Raw genomic sequence first — 23,296 nt, 5'->3', positions numbered from 1 at the left:
TTTTAAATATATTTTGAATGTAGATTAGCTTAATAATTTCAAGAGTAAAGTTGCAAAAATAACAGTTGAAACGCCACCAATTCTAGTTGCTACCTGAGCAAAAGGCATCAGAGACATACGCTTAGAAGCAGATAAGATAGCTACATCGCCTGTACCTCCTAAGCCACTATGACAACCTGTAACTATAGCTGCATCAACAGGATACATGTTCATTAATTTACCTACAAAGTAGCCTGAACTAATCATTGTGATTACCACAGAGGCGCAAATAATAATATAGGCTGGTGTGACAATTTTAACGACATCACCTAATGGAATATAAAGCATGCCTAAACCAACCATGAGTGGCCACGTAAGACTGGTTGAAACAAATTTGTATAAATGGTGTGCGCCCTGTTCCATTTTGCTAGGCATCCATTTTAAGCATTTAATCAATGTAGCAAAAAGTATCATAATCACGGGGCCTGGTATACCAGTAAATTTATGTCCAAGCGTACCGACAATAAAGAAACTACACGCAATTAATAAGCCGGCGCCCATTAATGAAAAATCAATTGTTTTATGATCAGATTGAGTATCTTTAGAATTTTCATCTGCTGAAATCTTGTCTTTGTCTTTAGATTTTACTAATGTGCCATTGCCTGAAAGGGCTGTTTTCTTTTCTCCTAAACGCATCATTAATCCCGCAGAAACAACTGCGATAATATTACCGATAACTGCAGCTGGAATCATTTGACCAACAAAAGATTCTGCAGAGTCTCCCAAGATCGATGAATAAGCAATTGATAATGGAAGGATACCTTCTCCGATACCTCCACCAATAATTGGAACAATAATATAAAATACTGTATGCATGACATCATAGCCAAATAACAGGCCGACTAATATGCCTACGCCTACAGAACTAGCAGTACCTACTAATAAAGGCACGAACATACGCGTGAAACCTTGAATTAACATCTTACTATTCATGCCTAAAATACTACCAACCACCAAACATGAAATATACAGATATAAGAAGTTTGATGTCTTCATTAATGTTGTGACTGCTTTAACAGAAGCTGGATTCATTAAATTTAAAAATACTAATATAGATGGTATAAGTAATGCAAGTATAGCTGGACCACCGATATCTTTTAAAATAGGAATTTTCATCCCTAAATCACCTAGTAATATACCCATAATCATAATGACAGCAAATCCACCAATCATATCTGGTGGTAAAGTATTATATACAGAAGCGGCATAGATAATGATGGCTAACGTAATATATAGTGGTAGAGGCACAACGCCAACCTTTACATTTAATAATTTTGACCAAAAGCCTTTAGCTGTTTCTTCTGATTCTCCCCCTGACAACGAAAGCGCTTTCATTTTATTCTTTGAAATCATAATAATCCCCCTTATTAATCTTAAGTACATCTTAGTGCTTTAAGGGAATAAAGCCTAGTTTATGAAAGTTTTATAATCTTTTTGTAATTAAAAAAAGGGGACGTAGCATCCCCTTTAAATATCGGTAATTTTTGTATTTTTATTGCACATATTCATTTAGAAAATGTAGATTTTCTTGTTTGAAATGGTATAAATAAACAGGTCTTCCTATGCCATAGGTAAGGGTTTCTTCCAATACGTCAATATCAGCTAAAAATTTTAAATATTTCCGGACAGATACTCTTGAAATATTTGCGATTTCTGAAATTTCATCAGTTGAAAATTCCATTTTACCGGAATGATTGACTTTATTTACAATAGATTGCAACGTTCCTTTAGTTAGTCCTTTAGGTAAATTACCATTGGAATCTGATGACGTACTTTTTTTATTAAATAACTCATTATCTAAGACAGATTGGCTAACGCTTTGGTTATCGTTATAAAATTTAAGTTTCTCTTTATATTGTAGTAATGATTTTTTAAAACGTTCAAATTCGAAGGGCTTAATTAAATAATCCATAGCACCATAACGGAAAGCTTTTTGAATTTGATCTACATCAGATGCTGCGGTAATCAGTATCGCATCAATCTTCAAGTGATGTTCTCGTATATAAGTTAAAAGTGACAGGCCGTTTTGTTCTGGCATATAAACATCGAGCAAAATTAAATCAACATGAGTTTGCTCCATTGTTGTAATCGCTGCTGTCACATTATGTGTAATTGCCACTAAATCATAGCCATCTATTTTTTCTATAAATTGTTTGTTTAATTGCGCTACCATAGGATCGTCTTCCACAATCAATACACGTATCATTGATGATTCCCCTTTTCTTCATATGGTATGACGACTGAAAACTGTGTTTTCCCTTTAACATGCGTATCGATAGTGATTGTACCTTCAAGCTTTTCGACACTTTGTTTAACAAGATACAGTCCATACCCTCTATGATTCCCTTTAGTTGAATACCCTTTATCAAATATTTTTTGTTGTAATTCATCATTTAACCCGATACCAGAATCCGTAACATCTATATATAATTGTTTATCTAAATATTTTAAATATACTTCAATGGTTGGATAGATACTAGACGATGAAGATAAGGCATCCATGCTATTATCGATTAAGTTCCCAATAATAGTAATCGTTTCATGAGTTAAGTATGCATGTTCTGGTTCGCGAATCACGCTCTCATTAATTATGGATAATTCAATATCCTTTTCTCTCGCTAGACTAAGTTTGCCAATTAAAAAACCAGCTAGTGCAGGGTCTTTAATATTGGAGGCGATTGTTTCATTTTCCTGAGTGCCATGATCTACAATTTCGTGAATATATTTTTCTAAGTCATCATAATTTTCCATTTGTATCAGACCAAGGATAACATGCAATCTATTACTAAATTCATGAGATTGTGCACGTAACGTCTCAGCATAGGTCTTCACACCGACTAATTGTTCTGATAGTTGAGCCATTTCTGTTTTATCCCTAAATGTAGAAATGGCACCCACGATTTCGTTATTTACAAAAAGTGGTACGCGATTCACTAAAATTTTAACACCATTGATGTTTTGTTCTTCATCTAACTCTGGTTTACCAAATGCTAACACATGAGGGAGTTGCGTAGATTGCATGTAGTCATCGATTTTCATTCCTACAGCGCGGTCAGGTAATCCAGCTTTTTTAAATATCTCTTTTGCTGACTTATTTACTAAATTAATTTTGCCTTCTTGATCGACAGCGACAATGCCTTCGTGAACAGATTGTAGCATCGTATTACGTTCTTCAAGTAATTTAGCTATTGCTGAAGGTTCTAATCCATATAGAATTCTTTTAATATATCGTGATAATAAATATGCGCCTAATATACCAACAAGAATGCCCAGCAACGTGCCGATGAGTACTTCTCTTTTGCCTTCTGACATAGCATCATCTACACTTTTCATCGGAACGCCTACCGCCACCACGCCGATTTGTTTATGGTTATTATCATACACAGGTGTAAATGAGCGTAGTGATTTACCTAATGTTCCTTCAGCTTCAGACATAGATGACTTCCCATTTAGTGCTAGCATTTCATCTCCACCTTGAAATCTTTTGCCTATGAGATCAGGGTTCGGGTGAGATTTCCGTATGCCATGCATATCCATAACAACTATGAAACTAACGCCAGTCACAGATTGTATTTCGGAAGTATATGATTGAATTTTATAAGCGTTTTTTTGATGCTTGAATCCTGATTCTACAATTTCAGAATGCGCTATGGTGCGTGAAATCACTTCTGCTTTTTCTTCTGCAGTTTTATGTATGGCATTTCTCACAGTATTACCAATAAGCAAACTTGTAATGACTAATGACAAGATGACTACTAAACAGACAAAAATAATAATAATAGTACTAAGTTTCAATTGTCTTTTGCGCAAAATAGTTACCTTCCTTATTTGATACGGCGTATGTCTATTAATGTGTTTCTTACATTTTTAATATATGAATATTTGAGTCTTCTAGCTAAGAATATATTAAAAATATAATTTTACAAGCCATGTTCGGAATATTCTATCATTTTGTTACTTTAATGGATCATTTGCATCACGTTATGAAGTATATGTTATTGATAAAATAAGAAAGGATACTGTAATTAAAATAGGGTATAAATATGAAAATATAGTTTTTAATTACTGAAGGAGCAATGTAAATGATGCAGTCGATTAAATCTGTAGCTATGGAGTTAGAGATATCCAAAAATGCATTACGCTATTATGAAAAAGAGGGATTAATTGGCCCGATTGATCGAGATACAAATGGTATTAGACAGTATAGTACTCAAGATATTGAAATGATATATAAAATCGTGCATCTACGTGCTATGGGAGCTACAATTAAAGAAATTAAAAGCCTATTATATGATCATGATGAAAATGACATAAATGATAGGATGATTGAAGATTTAATTAAGTTTTTGGGTGAACTTGATAGTAGACTCACACGAAATATTAATGAAATTGAAAATCAAAAAGTAAAGATCCAGAAAAAAGTTTCAAGACTAGAAAATGTATTGAAAAATAAATAAAGACGAACCCGTATCTTTATCATGCGGGTTCGTCTTTTTATACTACCAAGCAACGTTACCTTCTTTATTGCTAAAGGTCATGTTAATAGAATTGTCTTCACTTTTAGCTAATTCTACTGTGCGTATTACGCCTTCTTCAACAGGTCTACCGCCCATTGCTTTGGCTAATTCTGGCGTTGCGCCACCAAACTCTGTAGCCACCATGCCTGGGCATACAGCATTTACAGTAATATTTGAATCTTCCCATGTTTGTAGTTCTTTTGCTAATCGAATTGTTAGCATATTGAGTGCGGCTTTGGAAGCTTGGTAACCGACTGCACTCGCATCATAAACTTCTGAACCGACTGTGGTTGCGGCACTTAATGAACCCATTGTACTAGAAATATTAATAATTTTAGCTTGAGGGCTTTGGCGTAGCAAAGGCAGCATTGCTTGTGTCACATCGACTACCCCAAAAAAGTTTACGTCAAAATCTTTGCGCATAATATCAGTTGATAATTGGGAAGGATTTTCAAAATTATCTAAAGCTATCCCAGCATTATTAATGAGTATGGAGAGATAGCCATAGTTTGTTTCAATATATTTTACTGCTGACGCAATAGTTGTTTGATGCGTCACATCTAATAAAATATATTCGGCCTCAATGCTACTATCTTTAAGTTTATTTACAGCGAATTCTCCTTCTTCAATACTTCGAGTACCAACTAAAATATGTTGACCAGCATGACCAAGTTCTTGTGCAATTTGAAAGCCCATACCACGATTTGCTCCAGTAATGAGTGTTACTTTTTGATTTGTATCCATATATAATATACCTCCTATAATGATGATATAGCTGTAATATACTAGGTTCGTCTAGGGCGAAGTCAAAATAAGACTATAAATGTTGTGACTATAGTATGTAAAAATAATTTGTTTCAGTTTAGGAAAAAGGTAAAATATGAATGAGCATTGAATAGGAAGTTAAGTAAATTAAAATGCTTTATGACAAATAAATAGAACGAGGATAAATATGAATTTAACAGAAACACTATTTACTACAGGGGAATTTGCCAAACTATGTGACGTAAAAAAACAGACACTCTTCCATTATGATGAAGTGGGTATATTAAAACCGGAATACAGAAATGAAAAAGGGTATCGATTTTATTCGTTAAAACAAATGGAAATCTTTAATGTCATTGAAATGTTAAAGAGTTTAGAGTTATCGCTAATTGAAATTAAAGACTTTTTAGCTTCTAGGTCAATAGCTGAATCAGTACAATTGTTAAATACTAAAGAACACGAAATAGATTTGAAAATAAAACAAATGGAACAATTAAAAGCATCTATAAAAAACAAGAGAAAGTATTTGAAGGAATCATCTGAAGCGGACTTTTCTACTATTAAAATAGTTGAATTACCTCAAACTTATTATTTAATTAGTGAAGATTTGAGTCAAACTAATATTAAATCTTCTTCGCAGTTGCTGATGAATTTTATTAAAAAACATCATTTAGATTTTGGTTATCCTATTGGCGTTATCATAAGAAAAGAAGATATTAAAAATGAAAATAATGATCATTTAGCTAATTTTTATACACAAATAGAAAACAATAGATATGACCCACATTTAGTTAGAGATGCAGGACAATATGTGATTGCTTATCATGAAGGACATGATAATTTATTATATCAAACACATAGAAAAATTGACGCATATTTACAGAAGGCGGGATATGAAATAGTTGGAGATAGCTTTGAAGAATATGCCGTTGATGAGATTAGCACAGATGGTCCTGATAAATATGTAACTAAGATATCGATGGAGGTAGTAAAGTATTAAAAATTTTCAACACCTACTTGACTATATGGTTACCGTATAGTTTATATTTTTGATTAGGAAGTAGGTGACAAGATGAATATCAAAAAATACCTTATCTTAATGCTTGTTTCGAGTGCATTATTTTTAATAGTCATAGATATGACTGTTTTATATACAGCATTACCATTATTGACTCAGGATTTACAAGCAACAGCAAATCAAAAGTTATGGATCGTTAACGCATATGCATTAGTGGTAGCAGGCTTGCTACCAGGATTAGGAACATTAGGCGATTATGTGGGTTATAAAAAGATGTTTCTTTTAGGATTGACTATCTTTGGGGGCGCGTCATTATTAGCAGCCTATGCAACTACACCGAATATACTCATTTTAGCGAGAGTCTTTTTGGCGATAGGAGCCGCTTCAATGATGCCGCCGACACTCTCAATTATTAAATTGACATTCATAGATGCTCAAGAACGTACGTTAGCACTAGGTATATGGTCAGCAATCACTGCAGCAGGTGCCGGTTTAGGGCCAGTTATTGGTGGATTATTATTACGATCTTTCTCATGGCCATCAGTATTTATCATTAACATCCCTGTAGTTATTGTTGTGCTAGTTCTTTCAGTAGTGTTTATACCAAATAATCAAATGAAGAAAACAGGACGTTGGGATTTTGTAAGTTCTTTACAAATTATGATTGGCTTAATTAGTTTAGTCTACGGAATCAAAGCAGTAACACAGCAACATAGCACGGTATGGATTAGTATATTAGCATTTGTAATAGGCGTATTGGCAATAACATGGTTTATTAAGAGACAAAATAATTTAGAAAATCCTTTGATTAATTTAAAGATATTTAAAAACTTAAATTTCACAAGTGGCACACTTGTAGCCATCGTAACATCATTTGTACTTATAGGATTTGAGTATATTTTATCGCAAAGACTTCAATTGGTATTAGACTTAACCCCGTTACAATCAGGTTTGTCTATTATGGCGATGGCTGCTGCTTCACTTATAGGTGCCATTGTGGTCGGTATGATACTACCCCAATATGGGTTGTTTAAATTACAGTGCATAACGTTAATCATTTCATTTATAGGTATCTTTTTGTTCTACTGGGTTTTAGATATGAACTTGCTTATCCAAATCATCATCTTAATGATATTAGGTGGTGGCTTAGGTGGTGCGATGACTTTAGCGTCAAATGCGATTATGACTAATGTAGATGATAAAGAGTCTGGCATGGCAGCTTCTATAGAAGAAGTGTCATTCGAATTCGGAGGATCTTTAGGGATAGCGATTTTAGGAGGATTGTTTTCTGCTTTATATAGCTTATCGTTTGAATTCAGTGGGAAGGCTATAAACTTATCTAAGGCTAAAGGAAGTTTAGATGAGACGATTATGCAGGCTGAACAGCTATCACCAGAAGTAAGTAAACAATTAATTGCTGCTGGTAAGGTGGCATTCGATCACTCCTTTTCACTCATTATTATGATTGGCAGTCTGGCACTGATAGCTACAATACTTTTAATTATATTTTTAAATACAAGAGAGAAAAAAATATCACATTATTAATATATGCAGTGAACCCCCATCCTTAACAAACGAGGATAGGGGTTTTATACTGGGATGATTTACGAGTGAGGTGAAATAAGTATGTCAGTGGTATCATTTGAGGGCAACGTAATAGTAATACTATTTATTTATTTTATTAAAACTGTCAGGGTAAAAATTAAATTTAAGATTACTCAATGGCAACCATCTCAATGCGACTTTACCTACAACTTTGTCTGTAGATAATAATCCTAAAGTTCTACGGCTATCATTGCTTATAAATCGATTATCTCCTAAAACTAAATACTTTCCTTTAGGAATCACTTTTTTACCGCCAGAATACTTTGTATCTGCTACATCAAAATTTTCAGTAAGATACTTAGTCATTTTGTTTTGTTTGTTTAGTTTTAAATAAGGTTCTTTAATATATTTTCCATTAATATATAACTTATCCTTTTTACTTTCCACAGTGTCACCGGGCTTACCGATAAGTCTTTTTATGTAATCTGAATTTTTTGTTGCATGGAAAACAATGACATCCCCACGATTTATCGTATTTAGGGATTTAGACATTTTATTGATAATTAACTTGTTATCTTCCTGGAAGGTGGGTGCCATGGAGCTTCCTTTCACAGTATAACCCGTGAACATAAAGGTGGTTACAATCCAAGCAATGGCTATACCGACTATGATGGATACTATCCATTCTGTAATATTTTTCTTCATAAGAAAAAGACCTCATTTCATTTGTATTTATCAAATTTTTATATAATTAAACATTACTATTAAAAATATGATGAGTCTATATGTGTTTTTTTATTAATCTTAAAAAAATATATTGTGTTGTATTTTAGAGGGAGCACATGCCATTTTATTTTAAGTCATATTCAGTGAATGTGCTGAATATGAATAGTGTCATTGTTATATTTGAATATGTTCCTATACACCGATTTATAAAAAGAGTATATGGATGACACATACGAAAAAATTCTATCTATTAGAATAGAAGCTATTTTCACATATGATATTAATTGAAAAGAAAAGAAGCCAAAACGCTTAATAAATATGAGCATTTTGGCTATTTTTATGAATGATGCAGTGGTTTGAAAAGTAAATATGAATTTGTGAAAAGTATGTTGTTTTAAGAAAGCGAATTGCGTGCAAGGAGAAAGTGGGCTATAATCTTTACTTCAAGTGTTTTGTCAGTGACAATCGTTGTTTTCTTGTCACTCTCATCAATATCTAGCTGTTTTTGGCTATGTTCGCGCATGGTGGCAAAGCTCTATAATTTAAAATGCTATATATTTTTATGCTTAAAGCTTAAATTTTTGAAAATAAAACTTTATTTATAATTAATTTTTGATAGGCTTATAAATAAGTTTTTAATTTGGTAATAGACTCATGGAGGTTATTATGACAAAACAAATGCATTTAGCTGCGCTTATTTATAGTACTGGTTTACACCAAGCATCTTGGAGGCTCCCCCAATCTCAAATTGAAAAAATTGGAACGATTGAATATCAACAAGAAATCGCACAAATAGCTGAACGTGGATGTTTAGATGCGATATTTTTAGCAGATGGTCAGTATGTCTCGGGTGAACATACAGGGAATATATCTTATTTTTTAGAACCAATTACGACATTAACCGCCATTTCTCAAAAGACTCAGTATATTGGTCTCATTGCTACGATATCTTCCACATTTTATGATCCATATAATGCGGCACGCCTGTTAGGGAGTTTGGATCATATGAGTCATGGCAGAGCAGGTATGAATATTGTCACGTCACAATTAGATATAGAAGGTCAAAATCATTCGTTAGAAAAATTACCTGACCTTAGTGAGCGATATGATAGAGCTGATGAGTTTGTGAGTGTACTTAAGCAATTGTGGAAATCATTTGATTCAAAGGCTTTGATTCACGATAGAACAACAGGACAAGGGATAGATTTTTCATTCGTTAAAGAAATTAATCATCAGGGCAAGCATTTTCAAATCAAAGGCCCTATTAATTTACCTTCGAGTCCTCAAGTATTTCCAGTGTTATGTCAGGCGGGTACTTCACTACCTGGAAGAGACCTTGCCGCCAAACATGTAGATGTCATTTTTTCTATTGCATGGAATAAAATGGATGCCCAATCTTTTTCTGAAGATTTGAGTAAACGCACGGAGGCATATCGCAACATTGAAGAAAAACCACTTATATTACCTGGATTAACAGTTTATGTGAGTGATACTGTCGAAGAAGCACAGAGTAAAGTTGATGAATTAGATCAATTTATCAATATAGAACACAAACTGAAACAAATTGAGCGTAGTATTGGTCAAGATGTTTCACATTGGGCAATGGATAAAAAAGTACCAGAGTTATCTCCTTATGATAGCTTAACAGTAAAAGTTGGCTCAAAGGCACGCTATGAAGCGATACGTAATGCAATAGAGACGGAACATCTCACGTTGCGTGATTTAATCAAACGTGTAGATACATGGATGGGTCATAAAACGATCATTGGAGATCCTACAAGTATTGCAGATACAATGCAGGCGTGGTTTGAAGCGGATTGCTGTGATGGATTTATACTTATGCCTCCGACATATCCAGATATGTTTGAAGCATTTATAGATAAGGTCATTCCAATTTTACAAGAACGTGGATTATTTAGAACAGAGTATAAAGAATTAACTTTGAGAGAACGGTTAAAAAGAGAGGTAGAATAATATTAAAGATTCTTATTGGAAAGATAAATTAGATTGGCCTGTATTTCTTATTAGTGGTGGCATACTTGTGTTATTTGTCATTATGTCATCGCTATTCACTAAAGTAACTTCGAACTTTGTACACAAAGGTTTTGAGCTTTCGATAACTTATTTTGGAGCATTTTGGCAGGTGTTATTACTTGCGACATTTGCTGTAGGTCTATTTTTAGCTTTTTCCAAGTATGGTCGTGTAAGACTAGGTAACGTTTCTGAACCAGAAATGGGTTATTTCAGATGGGCAGCTATTGTTATTACATCAGGACTGGGCGCAGGGGCTATATTTTGGGCTGCAGCTGAACCAATGTATTACTTTATGGATGTACCGCCTACAATGGATTCAAGCATTCAAGATAAAAGCACAGCAGCGATTCCTGCTGCGATGGCACAAAGCTTTACGTCATGGGGCTTTACTGCTTGGGCAGTGTACGGTGCAGTAAGTGGTATTATTATCATGTATGCACACTATAATAAAGGCATGAAAATGAGACCAAGAACATTACTATACCCTGTGTTTGGAAAGAAAATTGAAAATAATAAAACAGGTTCAATTATAGACGTATTTTGTATTTTAGGAGCTGTAGCTGGAACGATTGGGACGATTGGATTCTTTGGATTCCAATTTAGTTACTGGTTACATAGTATTTTCGGTATACCTGATAGCTTAATTACACAAGTATTATCGGTCGGTGGACTTATGATTATTGTGACAATCTCTGCTACGACAGGTATAGATAAAGGCATTCAATTTTTAAGTAAATTAAATGTGTGGCTCGCACTTGCAGTTGCAGTATTTATTTTATTAATTGGTCCAGGACGATTTATTATTGATACATTTTTAAATTCATACGGTGTTTACCTTACACACTTTTTAGAAATTAGTACATTTAGAGGCGACGATAAATGGGCTGGATCATGGATGCTTTTCTTCTTTGGTTGGTTTATAGGTTATGGTCCTTTGATGGGTATGTTAGTAGCACGAGTATCAAGAGGGCGTACAATTAGAGAAATTTTCTTACTTGTTTCAATCGTTGCAGCTGTAGTTTCTCACTTATGGTTTTCTATCTTAGGGGGAAGCGGTCTATTTTATGAAACTAAAAATAGTGGTGCCATCAGTGGTCCATTATCTGATAATGGATTACCAGCAGCAGTTATTTCAATAGCTACAAATTTACCTTTAGGTACGATGTTAGTGGTGGCTTTATTACTTCTAACGCTAATATTTGTTATAACTACTGCAGATACGATGTCATATTCAATTTCGATGTCAGTGACAGGTGAGGGAGACCCGCCTAAAGTAATCAGATTGTTTTGGGTTGTTATTATGGCAGTCATTTCGATTATTTTAATTAATATAGGAGAAGGTAGTATTGATGCGATACAATCCTTTATTATTGTCACCGCAGTGCCTATATCGATTATTATGCTACCTGTGGTTTGGACGGCGCCTAAGATTGCGCATGAATTAGCAGTTAAACAAAACATTGTTGAGGATAAGTCTAAAGAAAAAGTAGAGTAAAATAGTGACGACTTAAAGTGAGTTTCACTAGTGTTCAAACATATTAATAACCCCTCACTCTATATAGAGTGAGGGGTTATTAATATTATAAATACATACCGAAGAATATAAATTTTAAAGGGAAAATATCAGTTATTTATTAAACTTGCATCTATTTCTTTTAAGAATTGTATTTCAGCTTTTTCTAGGTAGTCCTTGCTACCTCCATGCCAAATACCACAAAATCTTGATTTAATACCATCTTCGCTATACCAATCCCCATCATAATACGCGATTGGAAATAAAATCCCTTTTTGGACATATTTAAGAATAGTATTAAAAAACAATTTATTATCACAAGGAGAGATATAAGTGAAAAATTTATGATGACCACTTTTTAACATAGGTTCTAACATTAATAGGCTTGTTGAAGCATTTTGTCTAAAATTCAAGTCTATTGCATATATATTTTCATTTTTATCAACCAATAAATCAAAACCAGCGACGCCTAAATAGCCTTTATCAACGGCTGTTTGCATAATTTCTTTGCCGGCTTGAACAACTGCTTGAGGAACATGTTCTATTTTATGATTACCTTGATAGTGCCCGGCTGTATCAGTGAGTTGTTCAGTAGCACCTAAAAATATCAGACCTTGGGATTTTGAATAAGCATATTGAACCGAATAGTTAATTATAGCTTCTATTTTTCTTTCTATTATTATCGTTTTAGATACATTTTGAGCATTTGAAATTTTCATTTTTGCACTTTTAAGGTCATTATTATTATGACAAATCATCACGCCATTCCCGCCAGATGTTGGTAAATCATCGCCAATCTTTAATACAAAAGGAAACGACCATCTAGACATAGCACTTGAAAAGCGTTCTATATTGATGACCTCTCTATCAGGCAAGTATTTATTATTTGTCCATTCTGCAAGTCTAGATTTGTTATTTAAAGCAATAAAAAGATCTTTATCCACACCATAATGACGATTACTCAAAACGTCTTCACTGTGTGGATACTGAAACAAAATTTTATTTCCATCCTCATAAGCTAACTGTTGAATTAAACATTCGTAACTATATTTATCATCAAAGGTAAAAATATTTTCAGGGATTTCTAAACCAACGAGCTCAAACAAAGAAGTGAGTTTCTCAGTAACACTAGCCTGGTGAACAAGCATAGGTAGTTGATCAGCAATGAGAATTTCACGACCTGTTAAATAATTTGATTGATGTTCTTCATTTGATAACCATGGGTTGGAGTCATAAGAAGGTCTTGATGTGTATGCGACCCCCGTCCCGTGAAGGTTGCTCAGTGTTAGTAGTGCACTTGTATTAATTTTATTGTTCATTTTAATCACCCTTTATTATTAATACGAACCCAATTGTATTAAAAATATATCTATTAGATTTCATCTTAATATTATTTTTTTAAAATAAAGCGCTGTAAAATTATAAAGGCAACGTCATTTTAGTTATCAAGGTCATGTTGCATCCTATATAGTTTCCTTTATTAAGAAATTCAAACATATTCCAATAATTTAAAAAAAGTATACAGAATAGCCTATGAATTTTTTACAGTGTTATATTAATTAAATGAATCATTTATGAATGGAAATGTATGTTACATTGCTAAAATCCAACTTAATAGTAAGTGCTTGTATAGATTATATAAAGTAAAAAATATATGATAAATCGCTAGTTAGAAGGGAACAGGCATACGCTAAAAGATAAAGAGATTAGTAAAAATATAAATTTTAAACGAGGGCAAATATACGAGTGATACAGTAACGAATATTAAGGTATTTTGGAAGGTCTTAAGAAGTATGGTATTTCATCAGGAAAAGCTTTATTTCCGTCAATAATGAAAGAGCAATGCTGTGTTATAAAATTAAAAACTTAATTTCTTATCAAATTCCCAATCATTTGATAATCAAACGTTATTCGTAAAAAATTCATTGTAAAAGAAAGATTTAAATAGGGGAATTTATTAATGTGTATATATACATGATACAACGGATATGAAAAATAGGACAGTAAACTGATATTAGAACTCAAAACTTATTTGAAAATAGGATTTGGGTTTCTTTAAGTTTAGTGTATCGATTTAAAAATCATACTAATTATTTTGTACAGATTCTAACAGTAATAATCAATTTAAAGTCAATTATTTGTACTTTTTCCAAAACTTACATAAAACTTTGTATTAATTATGTAAGCGAATACAAATACAATGATAACAAGCTTATTACAAATTAGGAGGATTTTTAGATGACTAACTGGTTAGAAATTGAAAGTAAAGTGGTAATTGTAACAGGTGGAAGTTCTGGAATAGGAAATGAAATCGTAATTAATTTATTAGAAAATGGTGCGATTGTATATAATGCAGATTTAAAAGATAACAGTTTAAATAAAAAAAATTATCACTTCTTACAAGTGGATGTAACAAATAGAGACATTGTACAAAAAGCTGTAAATGAAGTTCATGACAAAGAGGGGAAAATCGATGTTTTAATTAACAATGCGGGTATAAATTTACCAAGACTATTACTAGATTCAGCTGGAAGCCATCCAGAATATGAAATTAATGATAAAGATTTAAATTTGATGTTTGATGTAAATTTAAAAGGACCTATATGGTTTAGCCAAGCAGTTACTAAACACTTCATTCAACAAAATTCAGGTAAAATTATCAATATTTCAAGTGAAGCAGGTCAAGAAGGTTCCGAAGGACAAAGCTTATATTCTGCTACAAAAGCGGCATTAATTGGGTTAACCAGAAGTTGGGCCAAAGAATTAGGTAAATATAATATTAATGTTGTGGCAATAGCTCCAGGGATTATTGAAGAAACGGGATTAAGAACCAAACAATATGAAAAGTCATTGGCATATAGTAGAAATATTACTGTAGATCAATTGAATGGAGATTATTCTAAATCAATTCCTTTAAGAAGAGTAGGGAAATTGAAAGAAATTTCGGATTTAGTATGTTACTTGAGTTCAAATAAATCAAGCTATATTACAGGAACTACGATTAACATTTCAGGAGGTAAATCCAGAGGATAATCCCATCAAGTTAGGGGAGTACAATGAAGTTAAATAGAAAGCATATAAAAATAATACAATTACTGCTTAATAATCATACTTCAATAGAAAGATTATCATTTCTTGTGGAAGTTTCAGAGCGCACACTATTAAATTACATTAAACAAATTAATGATTACTTTGATAATATGATTGCTATTACAAAGACTCAACAAAATTTAACGATATATATTGAAAATGAACATCAATTCTTAAATCAATTAGATGAGGTAATCGAACTTACAGAAAATGCATACTCTGAAAATGGTAATAAGATGGAAACCATATTTTTTCAAATTTTGAACAACAAAATACGCACTATAGATGATATAGCGGAATATACTTTTATGAGTAAGACGAGTGTGAGTAATTTATTGAAAGATATGAAAGCAGAGTTGGAAGTATACGAGGTTTCAATTATTGGTAAACCTAACGTAGGGTTATATATCAGCGGTAGAGAATATGATATTAGAAAACTAATTATAGAAAAATTTTCCAATAAATATTTAAATATAGAAATGGACTTACAACTGCATGAGCAATTACTCGAATTAAAAAAGGCGCTTAAATTAGATGAGCAAACTTATCAACGGTTAGTGATAGCAATTAAAGTGACAATTGATCGAATAGATGAAAAAGCATTTATGGATAGGGAGCTTACCATAGATAATAACGTCTTTGTATCTAACGATTACAAAGCCATTGATTTTGTGAAAGAATATTTAACAGAAAATTATAAAAATTTAGATATTAACAAAGAATTGATACTAGTTGTTATTCAATTAATGGGAAGAAGGGCTACCATATTGGACGAGTTAATTTCGTCTTCTGAAGCAGCTTTAATTGATGACATTATTGCGCACACGATTGATGACGTTATTAAATATTTTGGCATAGAAATAGACGATGGATTATTTACAAAAGATATCAGGTTACACATTAAATACTTAATTAATCGGATTATTTTTGATATTAGGCTACATAACGAAAGTGCAATTGAAATGAAAAAAAGATTTCCGTTTGCATTTGAGTTATCTAAAGTACTAGGTGAAAACATTACAAAAGCGTTAAAGTTAAAAGTTTCTGAAGAAGAACTAGGATATTTAACGATATATTTTAGTATCTATTTAGAAAAATTAGAACAAGAAGTTAAAGATATTTCTAAAGTAGCTATATTAACTGATTATGGGCTAAGTGTTTATAAATTATTAAAAAATAATGTGATTAAATTATTTGGTAAACAGGTTGAAATCACTATGATTGAAAAAGCGGATTTTAACGAAGAAGATCTAGATAATTATGAAATTGTAATATCAACAGTTAAAGAAAATAGATTGTTTAATCGAATTATTTATATAGAAGATGCTTTTGACGAGCAAGTACTTAAACTGAAGGTGGAACAATTTTTAATTTATAAAGATTTAAATCGTAAAAATATTTTTAATAAAAGTGTAATTGCGGACTGTATGACTGAAAATGATTTGTATTATTTGGATAATAAGTCCACATATCAAGAAATGATAGCGATGATGGCTGATGCGTTGTATGCGCAAAATAAAGTAGATAAAGATTTTAAAAAATGCATTATAAATAGAGAAAAAAGCAAGTCTACAATAAATAGAAAATTAGGGTTTCCGCATGCAAGCCATAAAAAAAGCAGTATTTGTATAAAAATCATACTTTTAGAGAATGGTTGTGCTGATTATCCAGACTTAAAAATTATAGTCCTTATCGCTACACCTGAAGAAACAATGAACGAAGCATTATTAATTCGGATATACGAAGAAGTTTTAGCATTATCAACAAACACGTTTTTAATCAGTAAATTTTCACGCAATACGAACTTTTATGAATTTAAAACACTATTAAATCAAGAAATGAAGGGATAAATTATGTTCTTTATTTTGCTAATTGTATTAGCGGCTATCGGATTTGTCGTACAACATTTACTGGGCTGGTTACAAATAAAAAATTTCACTAAAAATTATACAGAATTACGTTATAAGGGGAAAGTTGCTATTGGTAGACGTCCATCGGTATTCAAATCTGGAACGCTCGTCTTATTACAGCTAAATGGGAAAAATGAAATTGAAGATGCGCGTTACATGCAAGGGGTAACAGTGTTTAGTAAGTTCAAACCTATAGAAGGTTTAGAAAATCTAAAACTCAATAAAATCACAGGAAAAGATTTAACAAATTTCAACAAATTATTAGTCAAAGCAATCTTAGATGCTCAACACACGCTAAAAGTTGTAGAAAGCGGTGGAGAAATTGAGAAGATACCTTCACCAATGATGAAAGCAGTAAAAAAAGTAAATAATATTTTTAAAAGTGAAAGGGGTATGAAACATGGATTACGTCGTTAAATTTGCTGAAGCGTTTATAAAATTATTTCAGACTGGTGCAGATACATTTATAGATTGGATGGGTACGATTGTCCCTTTAGTACTTATGTTACTTATAGCGATGAACACACTCATTCAATTAATTGGTGAAGAGCGTATCAATTTTGTTGCACAAAAATCTGCTAAAAACCCATTAATGCGTTATTTAGTATTACCATTCTTAGGATCATTTATGTTAGCCAATCCGATGGTTCATTCATTAGGACGATTTATGCCAGAAAAATATAAACCAAGTTATTTTGCATCAGCTTCACAATTTGCACACACGAGTAATGGATTGTTTCCTCACATTAATCCAGCAGAATTATTTATTTTCTTAGGAATAGCGAATGGTATTCAAAAATTAGGACTACCAACTACGGATCTAGCTGTACGTTACCTATTGGTTGGTTTGTTAGTGAACTTTATTGGTGGTTGGGTTACAGATTTCACAACAAGCTTTGTAGAAAAACAACAAAAAGTAAAATTAAGTAAAGAGATTAAATTAGAGGGATGAGGTGAAATAAATGAATAAAAAAGTAAAAGTGGTTAAAGGTTCTGGAGGATTTGGAGGGCCGTTAACATTTGGCGTTGAAGGAGACAAGAAGAAATTAGTTTATATCACAGGTGGTCATAAACCTGAGATTGTGGATAAAATTTCTGAAATTACAGGTGCAGATCCTGTAAACGGCTTTGAAACATCAGTCCCAGAAGAAGAAATCATGGCTATCGTTATTGATTGTGGTGGAACATTAAGATGCGGTATTTATCCTAAAAAAGGTATTCCAACCATTAATATTATGGCCACCGGCAAAAGTGGTCCGCTAAGACAATATATTACGGAAGATATATATGTTTCAAACGTTGATGTCAGTCAGGTTTCAGAACTAGGTGCAGAAGAGGAAACAGCAGTGGTTAGTACTTCAACAGAGACACAAAATAAAGAAGCGACTAATAGCATGTACTCAAAAGACAAAAAACTTATGGAAACGCGAGCTGAACAAGAACATGTAGGTATTTTAACTAAAATTGGACTTGGAGCTGGTAAAATTATTAATACCTTTTATCAAGCGGCAAGGGATGCTGTAGATACAATGTTACATACAATCATTCCTTTTATGGGATTTGTAGCATTATTAATTGGTATTATTCAAGGCTCGGGTATCGGTAAACTATTTGCTCAAGTTATGTCACCACTTGCAGGTAATATATGGGGATTATTAGCTATCGGATTGATTTGTTCATTGCCATTTTTAAGTCCTTTATTAGGTCCAGGTGGAGTGATTGGTCAAGTGTTAGGTACATTGATTGGTGTGGAAATTGGAAAAGGCAATATCCCACCGCATTTGGCATTACCAGCATTATTTGCAATTAATACTCAAAATGCTGCTGATTTCATACCTGTTGGGCTCGGTTTAGCAGAAGCTGAAACTAAAACAATAGAAATTGGTGTGCCTTCAGTTCTGTACTCCAGATTTTTAAATGGTGTGCCTCGGGTTTTCATTGCGTGGCTTGCAAGTTTTGGGTTATATAAATAAAGGAGAGATAAAATGTATAAAACAATTGTAAAAGAGATAGGACAAGATGCTAAAGCATTTGAAGAAGAAAAAATGGTTATATTATTCGGTGATAATGCACCAGATGAGTTAGTTGATTATTGCTATATTATTGATATTAATGCAGTTGAAGGTACCATTACCGAAAAACAAAAATTATATATAGATCATCATGTTTTTGATATTACGAAGGTTGGCTCAGCAGTACAAGACAATTTAGCTAACCTAGGTCATATCACACTTAAATTTGATGGTAGTGATACTGCAGATCAATCAGGCACATTATATTTAGAAGACACGAAGGTACCAGAAATGACTAAAGGTACAGAATTGAAAATTCAATAAATAAATAGTTCAAATTAAAAGCAAATGATTTTAGATGTCAAGAAAGTTAACATATAAAGGTTGTTGTAATAATGGTTATTTAACGATTAAAAATAAAGCTAGTTAAATAAGTTTTTACCGCTATTATATTTTACGGATTTTTAATAATTAAATATATTGATGTAAAGCTCCTACAAACCACTTTAATTGTAGGGGTTTTTTCATATTTAGTGTAGGTGGAAATACTATTTTTGAGCATATGAAATCATAAAAATAATTGACTGTAAGCGCTAACAGTATTACTATGTTATTAAATGTTGGTAATGTTTTAGTGTTGTTTTGGGTTTATATTCCGTAAATAAGAGGTGTTTCACATGGAAAAATCAGAAGTTGACATAAAAAATGGCAAAATGAAGAAAATTACAATCATTGCAACGTTTGGGGGATTACTGTTTGGTTTTGACACTGGCGTTATAAATGGTGCTTTACCGTATATGTCATTGTCTAATCAATTGGATTTAACGCCTGCTACTGAAGGATTAGTATCAAGTTCTTTAGTATTTGGGGCCGCATTTGGAGCTATAGCTGGTGGTAGGTTATCTGATGCATTAGGAAGAAAGAAAATGATTATGGTCTTAGCCATTATTTTCTTCTTTGCAACATTAGGTTGTGGACTTGCACCTAATGTAAGTTCTATGGTGGCCTTTCGTTTAATACTAGGATTGGCGGTTGGTGGTGCATCAGTTATTGTTCCGACGTTCCTTTCTGAAATGTCTTCGAAAGAAAAGAGAGGACGAATGGTAACGCAAAATGAATTGATGATTGTTTCAGGACAATTAATGGCTTATGTTATCAATGGTATTTTAGGAAATTTAGTAGATAATCCTGGTATATGGAGAATCATGTTACTAGTCGCTACGATACCAGCAATCATACTATGGTTTGGTATGTTAAGAGTACCTGAAAGCCCAAGATGGCATGCCAGTAAAAGTAAGTATTGGCCAGCTTATACAATATTAAGAACACTTAGAGATGAAAAAACAGCAGCAGAAGAAATAAAAGAAATTAAAACAGTTATTGATAAAGAGAAATTAATAAAAGAAAAATCCAAAAATGAATTCACAAAACCGTGGGTTCGAAAAATATTATTTATTGGTATTGGACTCGGCGTGGTACAGCAAATCACTGGTGTGAATTCGATCATGTATTATGGTACAGAAATATTAAGGAATGCTGGTTTTGGGACTAAGGCAGCGTTAATTGGAAATATCGCTAATGGCGTTATATCTGTATTAGCAACCTTTGTAGGTATTTGGTTATTAGGTAAGATCGGGCGCCGTACCATGTTATTAACGGGACAAATTGGGATTGTGTTTACGCTTATTTTATTAAGTATATTTCCAATATTTTTAGCAGGGACGCCTATACTACCATTTGTGATATTGTTGCTTACTGTAACATTTTTAGCTTTTCAACAAGGGTGTGTATCTCCAGTAACATGGCTAATGCTTTCTGAGATATTTCCAATGAAAATTAGAGGTGTAGGTATGGGCGCTAGTGTATTCTTTTGTTGGATTACGAATTTCTTAGTTAGTTTATCATTCCCAGTATTACTTGGTCATTTCGGTTTAGCATCAACATTTACAGTATTTGTTGTTTTAAATATTTTAGCAATCGTCTTTGTTAAGAAAGTACTTCCAGAGACGAAAGATAAGTCGTTAGAAGAAATAGAAGAGCATTTTAAATCAGCCAAGAAAAATAGCAAGATTGTGAGTGAGAAATTGGTTGAAGAAGCTAAATAAAATAAAAAGATCAATAATATCGATTAACTGAAAGCGTTAACAATTATATTATGATAATAAGTTGATTATGTTTTGGTATTTTATCTTCATTGATGGAAGGATGGTTATATGGAAGAGAAATTAAGATTAACAACTGGACAAGCTTTGGTTAAATTTTTGAAACAACAATATATATGTGTTGATGGTGAAGAAAAGCCTTTTGTTGAAGGTGTGTTTGATATTTTTGGCCATGGCAATGTAATGGGTATTGGGCAAGCATTAGAAGAAGACCCAGGACACTTAAACATTATTCAAGGTAAAAATGAGCAAGGTATGGCTCATGCGGCAATCGGCTTTAGTAAACAACGTTTGAGACGTAACATTTATGCAGTGACTACGTCGGTCGGTCCTGGATCGGCTAATTTGACCGCGGCAGCAGGAACGGCGCTTGCGAATAACATTCCTGTATTATTACTGCCAAGTGATACATTCGCTACAAGACAACCGGATCCAGTATTACAACAGGTTGAACATGAATCTAATTTAACTACAACAACAAATGATGCTTTAAAGGCGGTTTCTAGATATTGGGACAGAGTCACACGTCCTGAACAATTAATGTCCAGTTTGATTAGGGCGTTTGAAGTCATGACGAATCCAGCACAAGCAGGCCCAGCAACGGTTTGTATTTCTCAAGATGTACAAGGTGAAGCGTTTGATTTTGACGCTACGTTCTTTAAAAAACGTGTACACTATATCGATCGTCCTGAACCGGTTGAACGAGAAATAGCATTAATGACTGAAACAATTAAACAAAGCAAACAACCTGTAATTCTTGTAGGTGGTGGTGCAAAATATGCCGGTGCACGCGAAGAATTGATTGAAATTTCTGAAAAGTACAATATTCCTTTAGTTGAGACGCAAGCTGGTAAATCCACTGTAGAGGCGACATTTAAAAATAATTTAGGTGGCATGGGTATTACTGGAACATTAGCTGCCAATAAAATTGCTTATCAAGCAGATTTAGTCATAGGGATTGGTACTAGGTATACTGATTTTGCTACATCGTCTAAAACTGCATTTAACTTTGAGAAAACGAAATTTTTGAATATAAACATTAATAGAATGCAGGCATATAAGTTAGATGCAATACAAGTTATTGCTGATGCTAAAGCCACACTTCAACAATTATTAAAGCATCTAGATAATTATAAAACAGAATATGAACATGAAATTGTTGAAGCTAAGCAAGAATGGGAAAAAGAACGAGAGCGTTTAAGTACCATTAAGTATGATAGAAATCATTTCGATCCAGAAATAAAAAATCAGTTTAACCAAGAAGTATTAAATGAATACGCCGATGCTTTGAATACCGAATTAACTCAGAGCTCAGTCGTGTTGAAAATTAATGATGTCGTTAATCCTAAAAGTAATGTAATCACCTCAGCGGGTTCACTTCCTGGTGATATGCAACGTCTGTGGAATGCAACACAACCAAACACATATGGGGTTGAATATGGATATTCATGTATGGGTTATGAAATTTCTGGTGCATTAGGTGTGAAATTAGCTGATCCGGCTAACGAAGTATATTCATTTGTAGGAGATGGAAGTTTCCTTATGTTACATTCTGAATTTATCACCTCACTGCAATACAAGAAGAAAGTGAATATATTGCTATTTGATAATTCGGGGTATGGGTGTATTAATAATTTGCAGATGGAAAATGGTGTTAATAGTTATCACACCGAATTTAGAACTTCGGACAATGAAATATTAAATATTGATTATGCAAAAGTAGCTGAAGGTTATGGTGCCAAAGTATATAAAGTGTATTCATTAGAAGCATTAGAAGAAGCACTTAAAGATGCAGAACAACAAGATATTAGTACGTTGATTGAAATAAAAGTATTGCCTAAGACAATGACAGATGGTTATGAGAGCTGGTGGCATGTAGGTATACCAGAAGTTTCTAATTCGAAAGACATACAGGCTGCACATGATTTGAAAGTGGGAAAGTTAAAGAAAGCTAAACAATACTAA

19 protein-coding genes are annotated in these 23,296 nt (G+C 32.9%); 13 read left to right on the top strand and 6 right to left on the bottom strand.

The window, feature by feature from the left end; translation table 11 throughout:
• Positions 1 to 24 precede the first annotated feature (24 nt).
• The 3 genes from QMO72_RS13070 to dcuS form a co-directional block, all read right to left on the bottom strand.
• On the bottom strand, positions 25 to 1,392 hold the full coding sequence (locus tag QMO72_RS13070) for a 2-hydroxycarboxylate transporter family protein (protein ID WP_103266892.1): 1,368 nt from the start codon (positions 1,390 to 1,392) through the stop codon (positions 25 to 27).
• A gap of 139 nt (positions 1,393 to 1,531) precedes the next feature.
• Positions 1,532 to 2,245: a response regulator gene (locus tag QMO72_RS13065; protein ID WP_103266893.1), complete on the bottom strand. Its 714-nt coding sequence runs from the start codon at positions 2,243 to 2,245 to the stop codon at positions 1,532 to 1,534.
• Positions 2,242 to 3,849, bottom strand: a complete 1,608-nt coding sequence (gene dcuS, locus QMO72_RS13060) for a DcuS/MalK family sensor histidine kinase (RefSeq protein ID WP_103266895.1) — start codon at positions 3,847 to 3,849, stop codon at positions 2,242 to 2,244. The genes QMO72_RS13065 and dcuS overlap by 4 nt, the downstream gene beginning before the upstream one ends.
• Positions 3,850 to 4,121: 272 nt before the next feature.
• On the opposite strand from dcuS, the gene QMO72_RS13055 reads away from it, so the two are divergent.
• Positions 4,122 to 4,496, top strand: coding sequence for a MerR family transcriptional regulator (locus QMO72_RS13055; RefSeq protein ID WP_083248575.1), 375 nt, complete (start codon positions 4,122 to 4,124; stop codon positions 4,494 to 4,496).
• Between the two features lie 42 nt (positions 4,497 to 4,538).
• On the opposite strand, the gene QMO72_RS13050 is transcribed toward QMO72_RS13055, so the two are convergent.
• Complete coding sequence (locus QMO72_RS13050; protein WP_103266897.1) at positions 4,539 to 5,300, bottom strand: SDR family oxidoreductase; 762 nt, start codon at positions 5,298 to 5,300, stop codon at positions 4,539 to 4,541.
• A gap of 208 nt (positions 5,301 to 5,508) precedes the next feature.
• On the opposite strand from QMO72_RS13050, the gene QMO72_RS13045 reads away from it, so the two are divergent.
• Both QMO72_RS13045 and QMO72_RS13040 read left to right on the top strand, forming a co-directional pair.
• Complete coding sequence (locus QMO72_RS13045) at positions 5,509 to 6,321, top strand: MerR family transcriptional regulator (protein ID WP_103266899.1); 813 nt, start codon at positions 5,509 to 5,511, stop codon at positions 6,319 to 6,321.
• Positions 6,322 to 6,393: 72 nt separating this feature from the next.
• Positions 6,394 to 7,884 (top strand): MFS transporter, encoded by a 1,491-nt coding sequence (locus QMO72_RS13040; protein WP_103266901.1) that lies wholly within the window; start codon positions 6,394 to 6,396, stop codon positions 7,882 to 7,884.
• Between the two features lie 120 nt (positions 7,885 to 8,004).
• On the opposite strand, the gene lepB is transcribed toward QMO72_RS13040, so the two are convergent.
• Positions 8,005 to 8,589: a signal peptidase I gene (gene lepB, locus QMO72_RS13035; protein WP_103266902.1), complete on the bottom strand. Its 585-nt coding sequence runs from the start codon at positions 8,587 to 8,589 to the stop codon at positions 8,005 to 8,007.
• A gap of 687 nt (positions 8,590 to 9,276) precedes the next feature.
• Here lepB and QMO72_RS13030 point away from each other — a divergent pair.
• Both QMO72_RS13030 and QMO72_RS13025 read left to right on the top strand, forming a co-directional pair.
• Positions 9,277 to 10,584, top strand: coding sequence for an NtaA/DmoA family FMN-dependent monooxygenase (locus tag QMO72_RS13030; RefSeq protein ID WP_103266904.1), 1,308 nt, complete (start codon positions 9,277 to 9,279; stop codon positions 10,582 to 10,584).
• Between the two features lies 1 nt (position 10,585).
• Positions 10,586 to 12,139, top strand: coding sequence for a BCCT family transporter (locus QMO72_RS13025; protein WP_103266906.1), 1,554 nt, complete (start codon positions 10,586 to 10,588; stop codon positions 12,137 to 12,139).
• 128 nt (positions 12,140 to 12,267) lie between these two features.
• On the opposite strand, the gene ldmS is transcribed toward QMO72_RS13025, so the two are convergent.
• Positions 12,268 to 13,476 carry an L-aspartate--L-methionine ligase LdmS gene (ldmS, locus tag QMO72_RS13020; protein ID WP_103266908.1) on the bottom strand — a complete coding sequence of 403 codons (1,209 nt, stop codon included), beginning with the start codon at positions 13,474 to 13,476 and terminating at the stop codon, positions 12,268 to 12,270.
• A gap of 919 nt (positions 13,477 to 14,395) precedes the next feature.
• On the opposite strand from ldmS, the gene QMO72_RS13015 reads away from it, so the two are divergent.
• The 8 genes from QMO72_RS13015 to iolD all read left to right on the top strand — a co-directional run bounded on the left by QMO72_RS13015 (position 14,396) and on the right by iolD (position 23,296).
• Entirely contained in the window at positions 14,396 to 15,190 is a 795-nt protein-coding gene (locus QMO72_RS13015; RefSeq protein ID WP_103266241.1) for an SDR family oxidoreductase, read from the top strand.
• Between the two features lie 23 nt (positions 15,191 to 15,213).
• Positions 15,214 to 17,097 (top strand): BglG family transcription antiterminator, encoded by a 1,884-nt coding sequence (locus tag QMO72_RS13010; RefSeq protein WP_103266240.1) that lies wholly within the window; start codon positions 15,214 to 15,216, stop codon positions 17,095 to 17,097.
• A gap of 3 nt (positions 17,098 to 17,100) precedes the next feature.
• Positions 17,101 to 17,574: a transcriptional regulator GutM gene (locus QMO72_RS13005; RefSeq protein WP_103266239.1), complete on the top strand. Its 474-nt coding sequence runs from the start codon at positions 17,101 to 17,103 to the stop codon at positions 17,572 to 17,574.
• Positions 17,558 to 18,109 carry a PTS glucitol/sorbitol transporter subunit IIC gene (srlA, locus tag QMO72_RS13000; protein WP_103266238.1) on the top strand — a complete coding sequence of 184 codons (552 nt, stop codon included), beginning with the start codon at positions 17,558 to 17,560 and terminating at the stop codon, positions 18,107 to 18,109. The genes QMO72_RS13005 and srlA overlap by 17 nt, the downstream gene beginning before the upstream one ends.
• A 10-nt stretch (positions 18,110 to 18,119) precedes the next feature.
• Positions 18,120 to 19,130 (top strand): PTS glucitol/sorbitol transporter subunit IIB, encoded by a 1,011-nt coding sequence (gene srlE / locus QMO72_RS12995; protein ID WP_103266237.1) that lies wholly within the window; start codon positions 18,120 to 18,122, stop codon positions 19,128 to 19,130.
• Positions 19,131 to 19,142: 12 nt separating this feature from the next.
• Positions 19,143 to 19,493: a PTS glucitol/sorbitol transporter subunit IIA gene (locus QMO72_RS12990; protein ID WP_103266236.1), complete on the top strand. Its 351-nt coding sequence runs from the start codon at positions 19,143 to 19,145 to the stop codon at positions 19,491 to 19,493.
• 353 nt (positions 19,494 to 19,846) lie between these two features.
• Complete coding sequence (locus QMO72_RS12985; protein WP_069824600.1) at positions 19,847 to 21,274, top strand: sugar porter family MFS transporter; 1,428 nt, start codon at positions 19,847 to 19,849, stop codon at positions 21,272 to 21,274.
• 108 nt (positions 21,275 to 21,382) lie between these two features.
• Entirely contained in the window at positions 21,383 to 23,296 is a 1,914-nt protein-coding gene (gene iolD, locus QMO72_RS12980; RefSeq protein WP_103266235.1) for a 3D-(3,5/4)-trihydroxycyclohexane-1,2-dione acylhydrolase (decyclizing), read from the top strand.

The organism is Staphylococcus casei, from assembly GCF_030294405.1.
In the GTDB taxonomy this organism is placed as follows: Bacteria; Bacillota; Bacilli; order Staphylococcales; family Staphylococcaceae; genus Staphylococcus; species Staphylococcus succinus.
Note: the sequence above shows the minus strand (reverse complement) of the source record. Positions and strands in the feature narration are given on the sequence as shown.

Excerpts from the sequence above, each read along its gene's own strand:
- QMO72_RS13065 (WP_103266893.1), bottom strand. The coding sequence starts at position 2,245 with ATGATACGTGTATTGATTGTGGAAGACGATCCTATGGTAGCGCAATTA.
- srlE (WP_103266237.1), top strand. The coding sequence starts at position 18,120 with ATGAATAAAAAAGTAAAAGTGGTTAAAGGTTCTGGAGGATTTGGAGGG.
- lepB (WP_103266902.1), bottom strand. The coding sequence starts at position 8,589 with ATGAAGAAAAATATTACAGAATGGATAGTATCCATCATAGTCGGTATA.
- QMO72_RS13050 (WP_103266897.1), bottom strand. The coding sequence starts at position 5,300 with ATGGATACAAATCAAAAAGTAACACTCATTACTGGAGCAAATCGTGGT.
- iolD (WP_103266235.1), top strand. The coding sequence starts at position 21,383 with ATGGAAGAGAAATTAAGATTAACAACTGGACAAGCTTTGGTTAAATTT.
- QMO72_RS13015 (WP_103266241.1), top strand. The coding sequence starts at position 14,396 with ATGACTAACTGGTTAGAAATTGAAAGTAAAGTGGTAATTGTAACAGGT.
- QMO72_RS13040 (WP_103266901.1), top strand. The coding sequence starts at position 6,394 with ATGAATATCAAAAAATACCTTATCTTAATGCTTGTTTCGAGTGCATTA.
- srlA (WP_103266238.1), top strand. The coding sequence starts at position 17,558 with ATGGATTACGTCGTTAAATTTGCTGAAGCGTTTATAAAATTATTTCAG.
- QMO72_RS12990 (WP_103266236.1), top strand. The coding sequence starts at position 19,143 with ATGTATAAAACAATTGTAAAAGAGATAGGACAAGATGCTAAAGCATTT.
- ldmS (WP_103266908.1), bottom strand. The coding sequence starts at position 13,476 with ATGAACAATAAAATTAATACAAGTGCACTACTAACACTGAGCAACCTT.
- QMO72_RS13010 (WP_103266240.1), top strand. The coding sequence starts at position 15,214 with ATGAAGTTAAATAGAAAGCATATAAAAATAATACAATTACTGCTTAAT.
- QMO72_RS13070 (WP_103266892.1), bottom strand. The coding sequence starts at position 1,392 with ATGATTTCAAAGAATAAAATGAAAGCGCTTTCGTTGTCAGGGGGAGAA.
- QMO72_RS13045 (WP_103266899.1), top strand. The coding sequence starts at position 5,509 with ATGAATTTAACAGAAACACTATTTACTACAGGGGAATTTGCCAAACTA.
- QMO72_RS13030 (WP_103266904.1), top strand. The coding sequence starts at position 9,277 with ATGACAAAACAAATGCATTTAGCTGCGCTTATTTATAGTACTGGTTTA.
- QMO72_RS12985 (WP_069824600.1), top strand. The coding sequence starts at position 19,847 with ATGGAAAAATCAGAAGTTGACATAAAAAATGGCAAAATGAAGAAAATT.
- QMO72_RS13005 (WP_103266239.1), top strand. The coding sequence starts at position 17,101 with ATGTTCTTTATTTTGCTAATTGTATTAGCGGCTATCGGATTTGTCGTA.
- QMO72_RS13055 (WP_083248575.1), top strand. The coding sequence starts at position 4,122 with ATGATGCAGTCGATTAAATCTGTAGCTATGGAGTTAGAGATATCCAAA.